This window comes from Streptomyces sp. BPTC-684 (assembly GCF_030028635.1).
GTDB lineage: Bacteria > Actinomycetota > Actinomycetes > Streptomycetales > Streptomycetaceae > Streptomyces > Streptomyces noboritoensis.
Window position 1 is genome coordinate 3,360,903 of sequence record NZ_CP124863.1, and the last position, 13,234, is coordinate 3,374,136.

General features: G+C 71.3%; 15 protein-coding genes and 1 pseudogene. 7 read left to right on the forward strand and 9 right to left on the reverse strand.

Translation table 11 applies throughout. The features are described 5' to 3' along the window. Positions 1-41: 41 nt before the first annotated feature. Together QIY60_RS15050 and QIY60_RS15055 are read left to right on the forward strand one after the other, a co-directional pair. The gene (locus QIY60_RS15050) at positions 42-410 is read left to right on the forward strand and encodes a hypothetical protein (RefSeq protein ID WP_283142899.1); all 369 of its coding nucleotides are present in this window, start codon (positions 42-44) and stop codon (positions 408-410) included. Beyond that, the gene (locus QIY60_RS15055; protein ID WP_283142900.1) at positions 407-673 is read left to right on the forward strand and encodes a DUF4031 domain-containing protein; all 267 of its coding nucleotides are present in this window, start codon (positions 407-409) and stop codon (positions 671-673) included. Before QIY60_RS15050 ends, QIY60_RS15055 begins: the two co-directional genes overlap by 4 nt. Here QIY60_RS15055 and QIY60_RS15060 read toward each other — a convergent pair. From QIY60_RS15060 to QIY60_RS15080, 5 genes and pseudogenes are all read right to left on the reverse strand, one after another. After that, a pseudogene (locus QIY60_RS15060) lies at positions 667-1,047 on the reverse strand (Uma2 family endonuclease); the annotation flags it as partial. The gene QIY60_RS15055 and the pseudogene QIY60_RS15060 sit on opposite strands and share 7 nt — an antisense overlap. A 100-nt stretch (positions 1,048-1,147) precedes the next feature. Beyond that, positions 1,148-1,789, reverse strand: a complete 642-nt coding sequence (locus QIY60_RS15065) for a hypothetical protein (RefSeq protein WP_283142901.1) — start codon at positions 1,787-1,789, stop codon at positions 1,148-1,150. Between the two features lie 227 nt (positions 1,790-2,016). Further along, a complete protein-coding gene (locus QIY60_RS15070) occupies positions 2,017-2,706 on the reverse strand; it encodes a copper homeostasis protein CutC (RefSeq protein ID WP_283142902.1) in 690 nt (229 codons plus the stop codon). 141 nt (positions 2,707-2,847) lie between these two features. Continuing rightward, positions 2,848-3,264: a hypothetical protein gene (locus tag QIY60_RS15075; protein ID WP_283142903.1), complete on the reverse strand. Its 417-nt coding sequence runs from the start codon at positions 3,262-3,264 to the stop codon at positions 2,848-2,850. Between the two features lie 105 nt (positions 3,265-3,369). After that, positions 3,370-3,810, reverse strand: coding sequence for an ATP-binding protein (locus QIY60_RS15080; protein ID WP_283142904.1), 441 nt, complete (start codon positions 3,808-3,810; stop codon positions 3,370-3,372). Between the two features lie 156 nt (positions 3,811-3,966). Here QIY60_RS15080 and QIY60_RS15085 point away from each other — a divergent pair, with 156 nt between their 5' ends. Next, positions 3,967-4,803 (forward strand): helix-turn-helix transcriptional regulator, encoded by an 837-nt coding sequence (locus tag QIY60_RS15085; RefSeq protein WP_283142905.1) that lies wholly within the window; start codon positions 3,967-3,969, stop codon positions 4,801-4,803. Continuing rightward, on the forward strand, positions 4,800-5,039 hold the full coding sequence (locus QIY60_RS15090; protein WP_283142906.1) for a DUF397 domain-containing protein: 240 nt from the start codon (positions 4,800-4,802) through the stop codon (positions 5,037-5,039). Before QIY60_RS15085 ends, QIY60_RS15090 begins: the two co-directional genes overlap by 4 nt. On the opposite strand, the gene QIY60_RS15095 is transcribed toward QIY60_RS15090, so the two are convergent. Then, positions 5,027-5,701: a hypothetical protein gene (locus tag QIY60_RS15095; protein WP_283142907.1), complete on the reverse strand. Its 675-nt coding sequence runs from the start codon at positions 5,699-5,701 to the stop codon at positions 5,027-5,029. The two genes, QIY60_RS15090 and QIY60_RS15095, sit on opposite strands and share 13 nt — an antisense overlap. 134 nt (positions 5,702-5,835) lie before the next feature. Further along, positions 5,836-7,023, reverse strand: a complete 1,188-nt coding sequence (locus tag QIY60_RS15100) for an MFS transporter (protein ID WP_283142908.1) — start codon at positions 7,021-7,023, stop codon at positions 5,836-5,838. 90 nt (positions 7,024-7,113) lie between these two features. Between QIY60_RS15100 and QIY60_RS15105 the strand changes: the two genes are divergently transcribed. Beyond that, positions 7,114-7,440: a helix-turn-helix domain-containing protein gene (locus tag QIY60_RS15105; protein WP_283142909.1), complete on the forward strand. Its 327-nt coding sequence runs from the start codon at positions 7,114-7,116 to the stop codon at positions 7,438-7,440. A gap of 242 nt (positions 7,441-7,682) precedes the next feature. Here QIY60_RS15105 and QIY60_RS15110 read toward each other — a convergent pair whose 3' ends face one another. Then, positions 7,683-9,728: an ATP-binding domain-containing protein gene (locus QIY60_RS15110; RefSeq protein WP_283142910.1), complete on the reverse strand. Its 2,046-nt coding sequence runs from the start codon at positions 9,726-9,728 to the stop codon at positions 7,683-7,685. Positions 9,729-10,069: 341 nt separating this feature from the next. On the opposite strand from QIY60_RS15110, the gene QIY60_RS15115 reads away from it, so the two are divergent. Together QIY60_RS15115 and QIY60_RS15120 are read left to right on the forward strand one after the other, a co-directional pair. Then, on the forward strand, positions 10,070-10,261 hold the full coding sequence (locus QIY60_RS15115) for a hypothetical protein (protein WP_283142911.1): 192 nt from the start codon (positions 10,070-10,072) through the stop codon (positions 10,259-10,261). 195 nt (positions 10,262-10,456) lie between these two features. Next, entirely contained in the window at positions 10,457-11,530 is a 1,074-nt protein-coding gene (locus QIY60_RS15120; protein WP_283145936.1) for a glycosyltransferase 87 family protein, read from the forward strand. 54 nt (positions 11,531-11,584) lie between these two features. On the opposite strand, the gene QIY60_RS15125 is transcribed toward QIY60_RS15120, so the two are convergent. Beyond that, positions 11,585-13,234 carry a DNA repair helicase XPB gene (locus tag QIY60_RS15125; protein WP_283142912.1) on the reverse strand — a complete coding sequence of 550 codons (1,650 nt, stop codon included), beginning with the start codon at positions 13,232-13,234 and terminating at the stop codon, positions 11,585-11,587.

Consider the following 13,234-nt stretch of genomic DNA (forward strand, 5'->3'; position numbering starts at 1 on the left):
GTGGGACGAACACGTGGGGCTGAAGGGGTGACAATGGCTGCATGGACGACGTCGACCCCCTGGAGCAGTCCCTGCACGCCGCACGCGCCCTGGTGCTGGCGGATCTGGCCGCGCGCGACGTGGCCCAGGCCGATGTGGTCTCGCTGGTCGAGGACGCGGTGACGCACCGCCGCTGGTGGGTGGAGCAGTGGCCGGACGGCGTGGAGTACGTGGCCGGGCTGGTCGCCCAGGACGTGCAGGACGCGCTCCTGGAGAAGTACGGCCGCTGGCCCATCTGCCCGGTCTGCGACGCCGGGGACCCGCACGCGCTGGACGTGGAACCGGAGCTCGGCCCCGACCCGCACTGGGTGTGCGGCAAGGCGGGCGTGAAGGTGGCCCCGGTCGGCGGCCTGGGCGGCTCCGCCGCATGACGGTCTACATAGACCCCCCGACCTGGCCGGGCCACGGCCGCCTGTGGTCCCACCTGATCAGCGACGTCTCGTACGACGAGCTCCACGCCTTCGCCGCCGCCATCGGCTGCCCGCCGCGCGCGTTCGAGCGCGACCACTACGACGTACCGGAGTCGCGGTACGCGGACGCGGTCGCGGCCGGGGCGGTGGAGATCGGCCCGAAGGAGCTGGTGCGGAGGCTTACGGGGGCGGGGTTGCGGCGGCCGAAGGGGCGGCCGGCGTAGGCCCAGAGCTTCTTCGTCCGGTCGTCCTTGGCGTTGCTCTTCGAGGTGATCTCGACGACGAGGAGGGCTTCGGCGGCGTCCACGGGGTCGTTGGAGTTCGGGTCGGCCGCGTCGATGAGTGCACCCGGCATGACCACCAGGTCGGGCATGTAGAGCTTGTCGAGCCGGGCGATGTGGATGCCGAGGGTCTGGTAGATCTCCAGCTCCTCCGGGAGTGAGCGGTACAGAGGCCGTTGAAGGTCCCCGAGGACCGCGTGGTGGTACAGAGGTGGAGGCGGACTCATGTGGATCTGCCCTTGATCGATCTCGGCGCGCCACCCCTCGGGCACATCCAATTCGGACCATGCCGTGAGCAGGTCGTCCCATGTGCCCATCCGATTCCCCCTGTCTCCGACGGCCTGACGGGGCGAACCTAGGGCGATGGCTGTGGCGTCCGCAGCCGTCTCTTGGCCGGTCCCACGATCGAGTGAGGACTCACGCCGTGAGCAGCTCCAGCTCAGCCGTCAGGTTCTCGCGGGCGCGGGCCTCCCACTCCTTGGTGCCGTACGGCGTACGGAACAGCCTCGGCAGGTCCAGGAGCTGACGCAGGACCTGGGCGCGGCCGGTGCGGAAGGCGTCGTCGGGGACGAAGGCGTACTCCTCGCGGACGGCGGCGGCGTATGCCGCGTACTCCTCCGGGTCCCCGGCGAGCACCGCCAGGTCGGCGTCGCACAGGACCTCGCCGTTGGTGTCGCCCTCGTGGGGGTCGTGGGTGACGGTGAGGCGTACGAGCCGGGCGACTTCGGCCGTCGCCTCCTGGCTCAACCCGGCCTCGGGGAGGGCGCGTTCGGCCTGCGCCGCGCTGCGCTCCTCGTTCTCGGAGCGGTCCGGGCGGTACACGGCGTCGTGGAACCAGGCGGCGAGGCGTACGAGTTCGGGGTCCGCGGCGTGGTCGGCGAGGGTGTCGATGTGGCGCAGGACGGCGGTGAGGTGGTCGACGGTGTGGTACTTGCGGTGCGGCTCGGCCCACTGGGTGAGGAGGCGGTCGGCGTAGGGGGCGGGGTCGGGGCCGGGCCCTTGGCGGGCGGCGGTGAGGGTTCGGGTCCAGCGGGTTTGGAGGTCGTCGAGGTCGGCCATACCTTGAGCGTAGCCATGGCTCCGCCCCACCCTGTTTGTCTGCGGGCCGGTGGGGGTTGCTCGCGCCCGCGCGGCGGAGCCGCAAATGTCACAGCCCCGCGCCCCTTAAGTGCCGCTGCGCGGCATCCCCTGGGTGCCCCGAAGGGGCGCTTTTAGGGGCGCGGGGAACTGTGCGAGCAACCCACCACGGTCCGCAGGCAAAAACCGGGCCGAAGCAGTACGCAGGACTACGCGTCCAACGCCGCCCGCCACTCCGCGACCGCCTCCGCCGCCACCGGCGCCTCCCACCCGTGGGGCCGGGACGCGCCGCCGATGTGGACCGCGTCGATGCCCGCGCGGAGCAGTACCGGCAGGTGGTCGAGGCGGAGGCCGCCGCCGACCAGGATGCGCGGCTCGTAGCCGGGCTCGGCGCCGCGGGCCGCCTCCGCGACCAGGGTCGCGAGGCCCTCGTCGACGCCGCCCGCCGCCCCCGCCGTCAGATACGTGTCGAGGCCCGGCAGCCCCGCGAGCTCCTTGCGCAGGGCGTCGCGGTCGGCGGCGCGGTCGATGGCCCGGTGGAACGTCCACCGGCACCCGTCCAGCTCCGCCACGAGCGCCCGTACCGCCGCCATGTCCGGCGCTCCGGTCTCGTCGAGGAACCCGAGCACGAACTCGTCCGCGCCCTCGGCCCGCAGCGCCCGCGCGTCCCGTACGAGCGCGTCCACGTCGCCCGCCGCGAAGCCGTCCGCCGAGCGGAGCATCACGCGCAGGGGGATGTCCACGGCGGCGCGGATCGCCGCGAAGGTCTCCCGGGACGGGGTCAGGCCGTCGGCCGCCATGTCGGTGACCAGCTCAAGGCGGTCCGCCCCGCCGGACTGCGCCGCGATCGCGTCCGCCGCGTCGAGGGCGATCACCTCAAGCAGTGCACGGTTGCTCATCTGACCCCAATTCCTCGGCTGCCATACAGGTCGACAGGTCTAGTCCAATAACAAGCCTACGCGTCGACCTGCCCAGCCGCATGGACGCCACCGTCGACACGGCTGGATCACATACGGGTGGGGGGTGTGCCGGGAGGGGCCTCACTCCACGAATCGCACCTCCGGCCACCGCCCCGAGGGCCCGTCGAGCAGCCGCCCTGCCTCGTCGCGGCCGCGCAGCCACCGGTCGAAGAACGCGGAGACGTACGCCTTCTGGGCGGCCACGGAACGTACGGGATCGATCGCCCCGACGTTCTTCACGACGAAGGCGTCCGGCAGCCCCGACTGACGGGCGATCTGCGGGACTTGCGACTGAAGATCGGTGGAGGAGGCATGGGCGGAGCCGGTGAGCGTCAGGTCCCGGTGCCAGCCGGTGCTGTGCTCCCAGGCGGCGCCCCACGAGGCGACGGTGTGGTGATTGTCGCCGTCCATGCCCATGAGGAGCAGCGGCCGGTCGACGCCGTCGGTGCCGACGGGCGACGGGTTCGCGGGGTCGTCGTCGCGCTGGCTGTATCCCATCACCCCGTCCATGTTGAGCGCGGCCAACCCAGCACGGCCCGCAGATGAACACCGGGCCAAGAAGGGGCGCGGGGAACTGCGCGACCAGCCCCGACCGGCCCGCACTCACACCCCCACCTCCACCCACACCGTCTTCCGAGGCGGAGCCCCCTCCACCACCCCCCACCGTTCCGCCAGCGCCGTCACGAGGAGCAGGCCCCGGCCCGACTCGGCGTCGGGGGACGGCGGCGCGGCGACCATCGGGCGCTTGTCCGCGCGGGTGTCCGTCACCTCGATGCGCAGGACGCCCGCCCGCAGCAGAAGGCCCAGCTCGAAGTCTCTTCCCGGCACCCGCGCATGCACCACCGCGTTGGCGGCCAGCTCCGCCACGATCAGCGCGGCGGTGTCCGACGCGTCGGACCCACGCGGCACGCCCCACTCCGCGAGCTGTTGGATCGACAGCAGACGGGCCAGCCGCGCGCCCCGCCGAGTGGCGGCGATGCGGCGCCTGAACGCACGTACGGTAGTGGACAGTTCAGCGAACGAAGCTTCCGTTTCGGGGTGCATGGGGCCACCGTGACGGGCCGCGCACCCCTGCCACCAGGCATGGGCCGCGTACGCTGCGCGAGCGTACGCGCACATGCTGTAGACAGTACGCCCAACACCCCGTAACCCTGGGTGAGTTGTACGCGGGGAGATCCACTCACCGGGAGGTGGCCGGGGATGGCCTGGGACCACGAGGGACACGACGGCGAACCCGACGCATCGGACAGCCTGCGCACGTTCGGGGCGGTGGTGCAGGCACTGCGCGAGTTCAACGGCCTGAGCCGTGAGGACTTCGCCGTACTCGTCGGTTACTCCAAACACACCGTCGCCTCCATTGAATTGGGCCGACGCATGCCCGACGTGGCCTTCATCGACCGGGCCGAAGCCGCCCTCGGCAACACCGGCGCGATCCGCAAGGCCGCGAAGCACATCAACCGCCAGCCCGGCCTGGCCACCTGGTTCCGCCGCTGGGCCCGCCTCGAACAGGAAGCGATCAGCCTGTATACGTACGAGTCGCGGCTCGTGCCGGGGTTGTTGCAGACGGAGGCGTACGCGCGGACGTTGTTCGGGGAGCGGGTGCCGCCCTTGGCCGACGGTCAGGTGGAGGCCCAGGTGGCGGCCCGCCAGGAACGCCAGCAGCTCCTTCGGGACCGGCCCAACACGGCGTTCAGTTTCATCGTCGAAGAGCACATCTTCCAGCGGCGTACTGGTGGTGCAGAGGTGACCCGGGAGCTGATTGATCACGTGCTGGAGTGTGCCTCGCCGCGAAACGTCGAGCTTCAAATCCTCCCCTTGGACAGGGGGGTTCACTGCGGTATGGATGGGCCCATTCGACTGCTCGAAACCCCCGCCAATAGGTGGTTCGGCTACTGCGAGGGGCAGGAGAGCGGCCAGTTCATCTCTGATTCCAAAGTGGTCAGCACGCTCCACATGCGGTATGCGAAACTGCGCTCGCAGGCCCTCACTCCCGAGGACTCAACGGGCCTGCTGGAGCGACTGCGAGGAGCACTATGAGCACCCCCGAACTGGCCTGGTTCAAGAGCAGTCATAGCGGCAGCTCCGGTGACGACTGTGTCGAAGTCGCCCTCGACTGGCGGAAGTCGACGTACAGCAGTAGTGGTGCCGGCGACTGCGTAGAGGTGGCCAGTTGCCCGGCCACCATCCACGTACGCGACTCGAAGAACCCCACGGGTCCCCGGTTCGCCGTGTCACCCGCTGCCTGGGAAGGCTTTCTGGGTTACTTCCAGTAGACGCCCTTGCCGCCCATGGTGAACGGGTCACCCCAGTACTCCGCCGACGCCACCTTCGTCGCGGCCGACGGGGCCAGCGCGACCGCGCAGCCCTTCTGGGTCTTGCCGTTGGTGAAGCCCTGAGGCAGGGACTCGCTCGGGCACTTGGCGAAGTCGCCGACGATCAGGAGGCTCTGCGCCTCGGTGCCGTCGCCGAGGTGGCCCTTCATGTGGGACACGGAGGCGTACTCAAGGTTCGTCGTGCCGACGTTCTTGACCGTGTAGCGGATGTAGTACGGGACCTTTCCGCTGGCCTTGTCGCCGAGCTTGAGCGGGGCGAGGTCGGCGGGGTCGCCCTTCTCGATCGCGTCGACGGTGAGGGCGATCTCGCCCTTCTTCGTCGTCCCGTACTTGAACGGGAACTGGGCCGCCTCGCCGATCTTGAACGTCTGGCCCGCCTTGGCCTGACCGCCGGTCGCGCCACCGTCACCGGCCGGGTCCGACGGCTTGGTGGACGGTGCCGAGGACGGCGCCGACGACGTCGGCGTCGCCCCGCCGACCGGCTTGTCCTCCGTGCCGTCGTCCCCGTTGCACGCGCTCAGCGCCAGCGAACCGACGACCACCAGACCGACCGACGCCAGCTTGACCCGGTCGCCTCGGCGCATGACAGAACTGCTGCTCATTGTCCGTACTCCCCCGTAAATCATCGTGCTGTGGATCGCCTTTGCGATCTCTGATCCCTACGAACAGAGTTCCTAATGCAATCCCACGACGCGTTGCTACCGCGCTGACCGATATGCCTGGGCCCGTGGCCGATTCATGACTCGCTCAATACGAAAGTGCTACGCGCGCCGGGCGTCGTCACCGCCGCCGCCCGCCGCGTCGTCACCGCTGCCAGGGCAACCGCCAGCAGCATCAGCACCGTTGAGGTGAACGGGAACCAGCGCTCGCCGAGGACCGCGATCGCCGCGCTGCCCGTGCCGCCCGCCGCCGCCACGCCCAGGTACAGCGCGCTGCTGTTGAGGGAGAGGAGGAGGGGTGCGGACGGCGGGTCGAGCGACACCAGGCGGGCGGGGAGCGCCACCGCGACCGCCCAGCCCGCGAGGGGGTTCAGGGCCGATGCGATCAGGGCCGTCGTCATCGACTGCATCAGCCACGGCAGGGCCAGCGACACCGCCGCCGAGACCGTACCCGCCGTCAGGATCACCACCCTCGGACCCCAGCGGTCCACCACCCGGCCACCCAGCGAGCTGCCCGCCACCGAGAACACGCCCGAGATGAGCAGGAGCAGGGTCAGCTTCGACTGGTCGCCGTGTGTCGCCGGGGTCGCCGCCACCGTGTAGTAGATGAAGACCGTTTGGAAGGCCAGGAAGACCAGGAAGGTTGTCGCCGTCGCGCCCAGTACGCGGCCGTTGGTCAGGGGCGCTAGGCGCGCCCGCAGGCCCGGGGACGGCTGCGGGGCCGGGAGGCCCCGGAGCATCAGGCCGACCCCGGCGAACGCGGCCGCGCCCAGCGCCGTGACCAGCCACATCGTGAGGCGCCAGTCCGTCCGGCCGATCCAGGTGCCCAGCGGGACCCCGAGCGCCGTGGCGACCGTGAGGCCGCCCATCACCGTGGCGATCGCCCGGCCGCGCCGCTCCGGCGGTACGAGTGCGGTGGCCACGGCGTTGGCGGTGGGCGTGTAGAGGGCCGCGCCGACCGCCGCCAGGACGCGGGTGGCGAGCAGCAGGCCGAAGTTCGGGGCCAGGGCCGAGAGCGCGTTGGCCACGGTGAAGACCGTCAGGGCCGTCAACAGCGTGTGCAGCCTCGGCCACTTCGCCGTCGCCGTGGCCAGGACCGGTGCGAGCACCGCGTACGCGAGGGCGAAGACCGTGATCATCTGGCCCGCCGCCGACACGGACACGTCCAGGTCGTCCGAGACGAGCGGCAGGATTCCGGCGATCACCATCCCGTCCGTACCGACGGCGAAGGTGCCGAGAGCGAGCAGGAGCAGGCGTAGGCGCATCAGTTCCCCCGTATCGTTTGATGTGCGTCAAACGATTACGGAGTGGTTTGATGTTTGTCAAACGATTCTGGTGGGAGGGAGGGTGGGGGCATGGGTGACGAACCGTTCGAGGAGTGGCTGCCGCAGCCCGATGTGAGTGAGGTCGAGCTGGTCAAGGTGCTGCACGCGCTCGGCGATCCCGTACGGCTGAGGCTGCTCAAGGTGTACGCGGACGGGGAGCAGTACAGCTGTGCGCCGGGGGCGCTGGGGCTCGACCACCTTCACAAGTCGACGGTGTCGCACCATATGCGCATCATGCGCGAGGCCGGGGTCACGTCTACCCGGGTCGTCGGGCGCGGCCGTTATGTGCGGCTGCGTCGGGATGACCTGGATGCGCGGTTCCCCGGGCTGTTGGATGCGCTGATCGCGGCTTTGTAGGGGGTGGTCGGGCGGCTGCGGACCGGTGGGGGCTGGTCGCGCAGTTCCCCGCGCCCCTTAAGTGCCGCTGCGCGGCAATCCCCTGGGCGCCCCGAAGGGGCGCATCCAGGGGCGCGGGGAACTGCGCGAGCAACCACACACCACCCGCAGACGAAGACCGGGCCGAAAAGGGGCGCGGGGAACTGCGCGACCAGCCCCCACCCACCCGCAGACAAACCCCGCGCCCCCTAGGGGCACGTGGCTCAGGCCAGTTGGTCAGGCAATGACGCCGCGTGGAGCACCGTCAACCCCGACACCGCCCGCGTCAGCGCCACGTACAGGCGGCGCAGGCCCGTGCGTTCGTCCGGCTCGCCGTCCACCACCGCCGCCGGCTCGTCCAGGACCACGTAGTCGTACTCCAGGCCCTTCGCGAGGGACGCGGGGACGAGGGTGAGGCGGGACTCCGCCGTCGTCTCCTCGCCCGGGGCCAGGAACACCAGGCCCGCCGCCGTCAGCGCCTCCGCGAGCACCGGGATCCGCGCGTCCGCCGCGATCAGGCCGATCGAGCCCTCGTGCTCAAGCGACTCGCGGCAGGCGGCGATCACGTCCGCGTCCAGGTCCGTGGAGGACCGTACGTCCAGCGAGCCCGGTGTCTCACGGACCGACTCCACCGGGGCCAGGCCGGGGGAGATGGAGGGGAGCAGGCGGGACGCGTACGCGATCACCTCGCGCGGCACGCGGAAGCCCGCCGTCAGCTCCTCCACCACCGCGTCCGCCTTGCCCAGGTGGCGCAGCGCCTCGTCCCAACTCGCCGTCGCCCAGGGCGTGGTGCCCTGCGCCAGGTCGCCGAGGACCGTCGCCGAGCCGGTCGAGCAGCGGCGGCCGACCGCCCGGTACTGCATGGGGGAGAGGTCCTGCGCCTCGTCGACCACCACGTGGCCGAGCGAGTGGGTGCGGGCCACCAGGTCGTTCGCCTCGTCGATCAGGACCGCGTCCGCCGCCGACCACTTGGCGCTCTTCACGCTCCGCGCGGGCTTGGCCCAGAGGATCGTCTTCTGCTCGTCGGCGGTGAGCACGCCCTCCGCGTGCTCGGCCAGGAAGTCGGGGTCGGACAGCAGGCGCAGCACCAGCTTCGCCGGGTCGACCGGCGGCCAGATCGCCTTGACCGCCGCCTTCACCGCCGCGTTGCGGGCCACCGCGTCCTGCACCCGGTCGTCGGGCGCCTCGCCCGCCTGCTCCATCCGTACGAGCACGGTGTGCGCGATGCGCTGCGGCAGGGCGTCGTGGGCGGCGCCGTAGCGGATGTCGCGCTCCTGCAACTCGCGGACGATCTCCTCCAGTTCGTACGCCGGGACCCGCCAGCGGCGCGAGCCGCGCACCACCACCAGCGGCTCGGTGGGCAGCGTGACGTGCGAGCGGACCGCTCGGCGCAGCACCTCGGCCATCCGGGCGTCGCCCTTGACGATCGCGGCGGGCGCGTCGTCGGCGCCCTTCACCTCGACGTGCGCCACCAGGTCGTCGACGGTCGCCTGCTTGACCTCCAACTCGCCCAGTGCGGGCAGCACTTGCTCGATGTAGTGGAGGAAGGACGCGTTCGGCCCGATGACCAGCGTGCCGGTGCGGGCCAGGCGCTCGCGGTGCGCGTAGAGGAGGTACGCGACCCGGTGCAGGCCGACGGCGGTCTTTCCGGTGCCGGGGCCGCCCTGTACGCAGACGGATCCGCTGAGCCCGGACCGTACGATCTCGTCCTGCTCCGGCTGGATCGTCGCCACGATGTCGCGCATCGGGCCGACGCGCGGGCGCTCGATCTCCGCCTGGAGCAGCTTGCTGGTGGTGGCCGCCTCGGCGGGGTCGGTGAGGTGCTCGTCCTCGTACGCGGTGAGGTCGCCGCCCGTGTAGCCGAAGCGGCGGCGCAGACCGATGTCCTGCGGGTCCTTCTTGGAGGCGCGGTAGAACGGCTGCGAGACCGGCGCACGCCAGTCGATCACCATCGGGTCGCCCTCGGCGTCGTGCACGTGGCGGCGCCCGATGTAGAACCGCTCGCCCTCCGCGCCCTCGGCCAACTCGGCGCCCGGCGCGTGCAGATAGTCGAGGCGGCCGAAGAAGAGCGGGGTGTGCGAGAGGTCCGCGAGGGCCTTGATGCGGTCGTCGATCTGGCGCTGCAGGACGGCCGCGTTGACCCAGTTCGCGGTGACGTCCTTGATGTCGAGGTTCTCCACGTCCTCGCGCATCGCGCGCAGGGCCGCACGCGACTCGGAGAGGTGGGCGCGCTCGCGGCTGAGGGGATCTTCGGGGTCGTGCGGGGACACGGGTTTCCTCCGGTCGGCGGATCGGGCGGCAAGTAAGGGCTGCGGATCGCCTTGCGGCTTCGGCGGCCGGCCGGTTTCCGTCCGGGCGGCGGCGCTCCTCGGAGGGAGGCGGGATGGGGGTGCCCCCTGCTCCTTAAGAGCTTGGGGGAGGACGATTGTAGTCAGGGGTTCTTGGGCGGTCGAACGATTTTTCCCGGCGGCCCCCGGCAACCCTGGCCGCCCCTTAGGGACCGGGGTCCTACCCGTAGGGGATGGCGTGGGACCAAAGGTGGACACGGGGGCGCTGCGGGTTCAGACCGCAGAGCGATGAAACGGCAGGGGCCCGGGAGCACCATGGATACATGAGCACCGTGACCTTCACCCCCGCGCCCACCGTCCCCGCCCCCCGGGGCGCCACCGCCACCGGCGCCCACCACTCCCCGCATCGCGTCGGCAACGCCCTGCGCGCCTGCAAGGCCTTCGCGGGCGCCGCGCTGAGCGTGGTCGTCCTCGGGGAGTACTCGGAAGAGGCGGGCGTGCGCCGCCGCCACTGAGTCCGCCCCGCAGTCGTGATGGCCTGGGGCCGCCGAGCCTGCCCCCTCCCGATCGTGTGACCCTCTAGGGTCACGGCCGTGAAGTACCGGACCGTGACCGACCGTTCACCCTTCGCTACACCCGCGACAGGCGCCGTCCTGCTCGCCCTCTCCCTCGCCGCGCTGGCAGCGCTCTGCGCCGCACTCCGCATCCCCATGGCGGACGCCCTGGTCTACCGGGCGGAGGGCGCGGCCGTCGCGCACGGCAGTGATCTGTACGGCTTCACCGTCACCCGGTGGCACCTGCCCGCCACGTACCCCCCGTTCGCCGCGATCCTCTTCGTGCCGACCGCCTGGCTCCCCGTGCCGGTGCTCAAGGCCGCCTTCGCCGTCGGCAACGCGCTGCTGCTCGCCCTTCTGGTGCGGCTGTCCTGCCGTTTCGCCCGGATCGCGCCCCGCCCCGCCGCCCTGCTCGCCGCGACCGCCGCCGGGCTCTGGCTTGAACCGGTGTTCCAGACGCTGCTGTTCGGCCAGATCAACCTCGCGCTGACCTGCCTGGTCCTGTGGGACCTCACCCGGCCACCGGGCTCCCTCGGCAAGGGCTTCGGGGTCGGCATCGCCGCCGGTATCAAGCTCACCCCCGCGCTGTTCCTGCTGTACGCGCTGCTCAAGGGGCGGCGGCGCGAGGCGGGTACGGGCGCCGTCGCGTTCGCCGGGACCGTCCTGCTCGGCGCGCTCGTCCTGCCCGGCGCCAGCGCGGACTTCTGGACCCGGCGGCTCTTCGAGACCGACCGGGTCGGCAAGGCGTGGATCGTCGACAACCAGTCGTTGCAGGGCCTGGTGGCCCGGCTGCTGCACACGCCCGCGCCGGGCGGGGTGTGGGTGGCGGTGGCGGCCGCCGTGGCGGGGGCGGGTCTGTGGACGGCCCGCCGCGCGGACGACCGCTGGGGCGTCCTGGTCATCGCCCTCACGGCGCTGCTCGTCTCGCCGATCAGCTGGTCGCACCACTGGGTGTGGTGCGTGCCGCTGATCGCGGTGTTGGTGGCCGAGGGCCGGGTCCGTACCGCCGTCGCCGTCGCGACCGTCTTCGCCGCGCGCACGCTGTGGCTGGTGCCGCACGAGGGGGACCTGGACCTTCAACTCCATTGGTGGCAGCAGCCGTTGGCATCGCCGTACCCGCTGCTGGGGCTCGCGGTGTCAGCCCAGGTCGCCGTTCGTCTGCGGACCGGTGGGGGCTGGTCGCGCAGTTCCCCGCGCCCCTTAGATGCGCCCCTTCGGGGCGCCCACTAGGGGCGCGGGGAACTGCGCGACCAGCCCACCACGACCCGCAGGCAAAAACGGACCTCAGCCCAAATCCCCCGTGAGCAGATCGTCCGCGTCGACGATCCGGTACGCGTACCCCTGCTCCGCCAGGAACCGCTGGCGGTGGGCCGCGAAGTCCTGGTCGAGGGTGTCGCGGGCGACCACCGAGTAGAAGTGCGCCTGGTGGCCGTCCGCCTTCGGGCGCAGCACGCGGCCCAGGCGCTGGGCCTCCTCCTGCCGCGAGCCGAACGTGCCGGACACCTGGATGGCGACCGTCGCCTCCGGCAGGTCGATCGAGAAGTTCGCGACCTTGGAGACGACGAGCACGGAGATCTCGCCCTGCCGGAAGGACTCGAAGAGCTTCTCGCGCTGGGAGTTGGGCGTCTCGCCCTTGATCACCGGCGCGTTCAGATGCTCGCCCAGCTCGTCGAGCTGGTCGATGTACTGCCCGATGACGAGGATCTGCTGGCCCGCGAACTTCCGCACCAGCGCCTCGGTGACCTTCCGCTTGGTCGCGGTGGTCGCGCAGAACCGGTACTTCTCCTCGGTCTCGGCCGTCGCGTACGCGAGCCGCTCGGAGTCGGTCAGATTGACCCGGACCTCCACGCAGTCGGCGGGCGCGATGTAGCCCTGCGCCTCGATCTCCTTCCACGGCGCGTCGAACCGCTTCGGCCCGATGAGCGAGAAGACGTCCGACTCGCGCCCGTCCTCCCGTACGAGAGTGGCGGTGAGCCCGAGGCGGCGCCGCGCCTGCAGATCGGCGGTGAACTTGAAGACGGGCGCGGGCAGCAGGTGCACCTCGTCGTAGACGATCAGTCCCCAGTCACGGGAGTCGAAGAGCTCCAGGTGCGGATAGACGCCCTTACGGCGGGTCGTCAGCACCTGGTACGTGGCGATGGTGACCGGGCGGATCTCCTTCCGGGTACCGCTGTACTCGCCGATCTCGTCCTCGGTCAGCGAGGTGCGCTTGACCAGCTCGTGCTTCCACTGCCGGGCCGAGACGGTGTTGGTGACGAGGATGAGGGTGGTGGCCTTGGCCTGCGCCATGGCACCGGCCCCGACCAGCGTCTTCCCGGCGCCGCAGGGCAGCACGACCACGCCGGAGCCGCCGTGCCAGAACCCCTCGACGGCCTGCTTCTGGTACGGCCGCAGCGCCCAGCCGTCCTCCGCGAGCTCGATGGGGTGCGCCTCGCCGTCCACGTACCCCGCGAGGTCCTCGGCGGGCCAGCCGAGCTTCAGCAGGGTCTGCTTGATCTGGCCGCGCTCGGAGGGGTGCACGGCGACGGTGTCCGCGTCGATCCGGGCGCCGACCAGCGGAACGACCTTCTTCGACCGGAGGATCTCCTCCAGGACCGGCCGGTCGGTGGTGGTCAGCACAAGCCCGTGGACGGGGTGCTTGCTCAGCGTCAGCCGCCCGTAGCGCGCCATCGTCTCCGCGACGTCGACGAGCAGGGCGTGCGGCACGGGGTAGCGCGAGAACTCGACGAGCGCGTCCACCACCTGCTCGGCGTCGTGCCCGGCCGCGCGCGCGTTCCACAGCCCGAGCGGGGTCAGCCGGTAGGTGTGGATGTGCTCCGGCGCCCGCTCCAGCTCCGCGAACGGCGCGATGGCCCGGCGGCAGGCGTCGGCCTGCTCGTGGTCGACTTCCAGGAGCAGGGTCTTGTCCGACTGGACGATCAGTGGCCCGTTCAC

Coding starts and splice junctions, on each gene's coding strand:
- QIY60_RS15090 (WP_283142906.1), top strand. CDS start 4,800: ATGAGCACCCCCGAACTGGCCTGGTTCAAGAGCAGTCATAGCGGCAGC.
- QIY60_RS15080 (WP_283142904.1), bottom strand. CDS start 3,810: ATGCACCCCGAAACGGAAGCTTCGTTCGCTGAACTGTCCACTACCGTA.
- QIY60_RS15095 (WP_283142907.1), bottom strand. CDS start 5,701: ATGAGCAGCAGTTCTGTCATGCGCCGAGGCGACCGGGTCAAGCTGGCG.
- QIY60_RS15100 (WP_283142908.1), bottom strand. CDS start 7,023: ATGCGCCTACGCCTGCTCCTGCTCGCTCTCGGCACCTTCGCCGTCGGT.
- QIY60_RS15085 (WP_283142905.1), top strand. CDS start 3,967: ATGGCCTGGGACCACGAGGGACACGACGGCGAACCCGACGCATCGGAC.
- QIY60_RS15105 (WP_283142909.1), top strand. CDS start 7,114: ATGGGTGACGAACCGTTCGAGGAGTGGCTGCCGCAGCCCGATGTGAGT.
- QIY60_RS15115 (WP_283142911.1), top strand. CDS start 10,070: ATGAGCACCGTGACCTTCACCCCCGCGCCCACCGTCCCCGCCCCCCGG.
- QIY60_RS15055 (WP_283142900.1), top strand. CDS start 407: ATGACGGTCTACATAGACCCCCCGACCTGGCCGGGCCACGGCCGCCTG.
- QIY60_RS15120 (WP_283145936.1), top strand. CDS start 10,457: ATGGCGGACGCCCTGGTCTACCGGGCGGAGGGCGCGGCCGTCGCGCAC.
- QIY60_RS15065 (WP_283142901.1), bottom strand. CDS start 1,789: ATGGCCGACCTCGACGACCTCCAAACCCGCTGGACCCGAACCCTCACC.
- QIY60_RS15075 (WP_283142903.1), bottom strand. CDS start 3,264: ATGGGATACAGCCAGCGCGACGACGACCCCGCGAACCCGTCGCCCGTC.
- QIY60_RS15050 (WP_283142899.1), top strand. CDS start 42: ATGGACGACGTCGACCCCCTGGAGCAGTCCCTGCACGCCGCACGCGCC.
- QIY60_RS15070 (WP_283142902.1), bottom strand. CDS start 2,706: ATGAGCAACCGTGCACTGCTTGAGGTGATCGCCCTCGACGCGGCGGAC.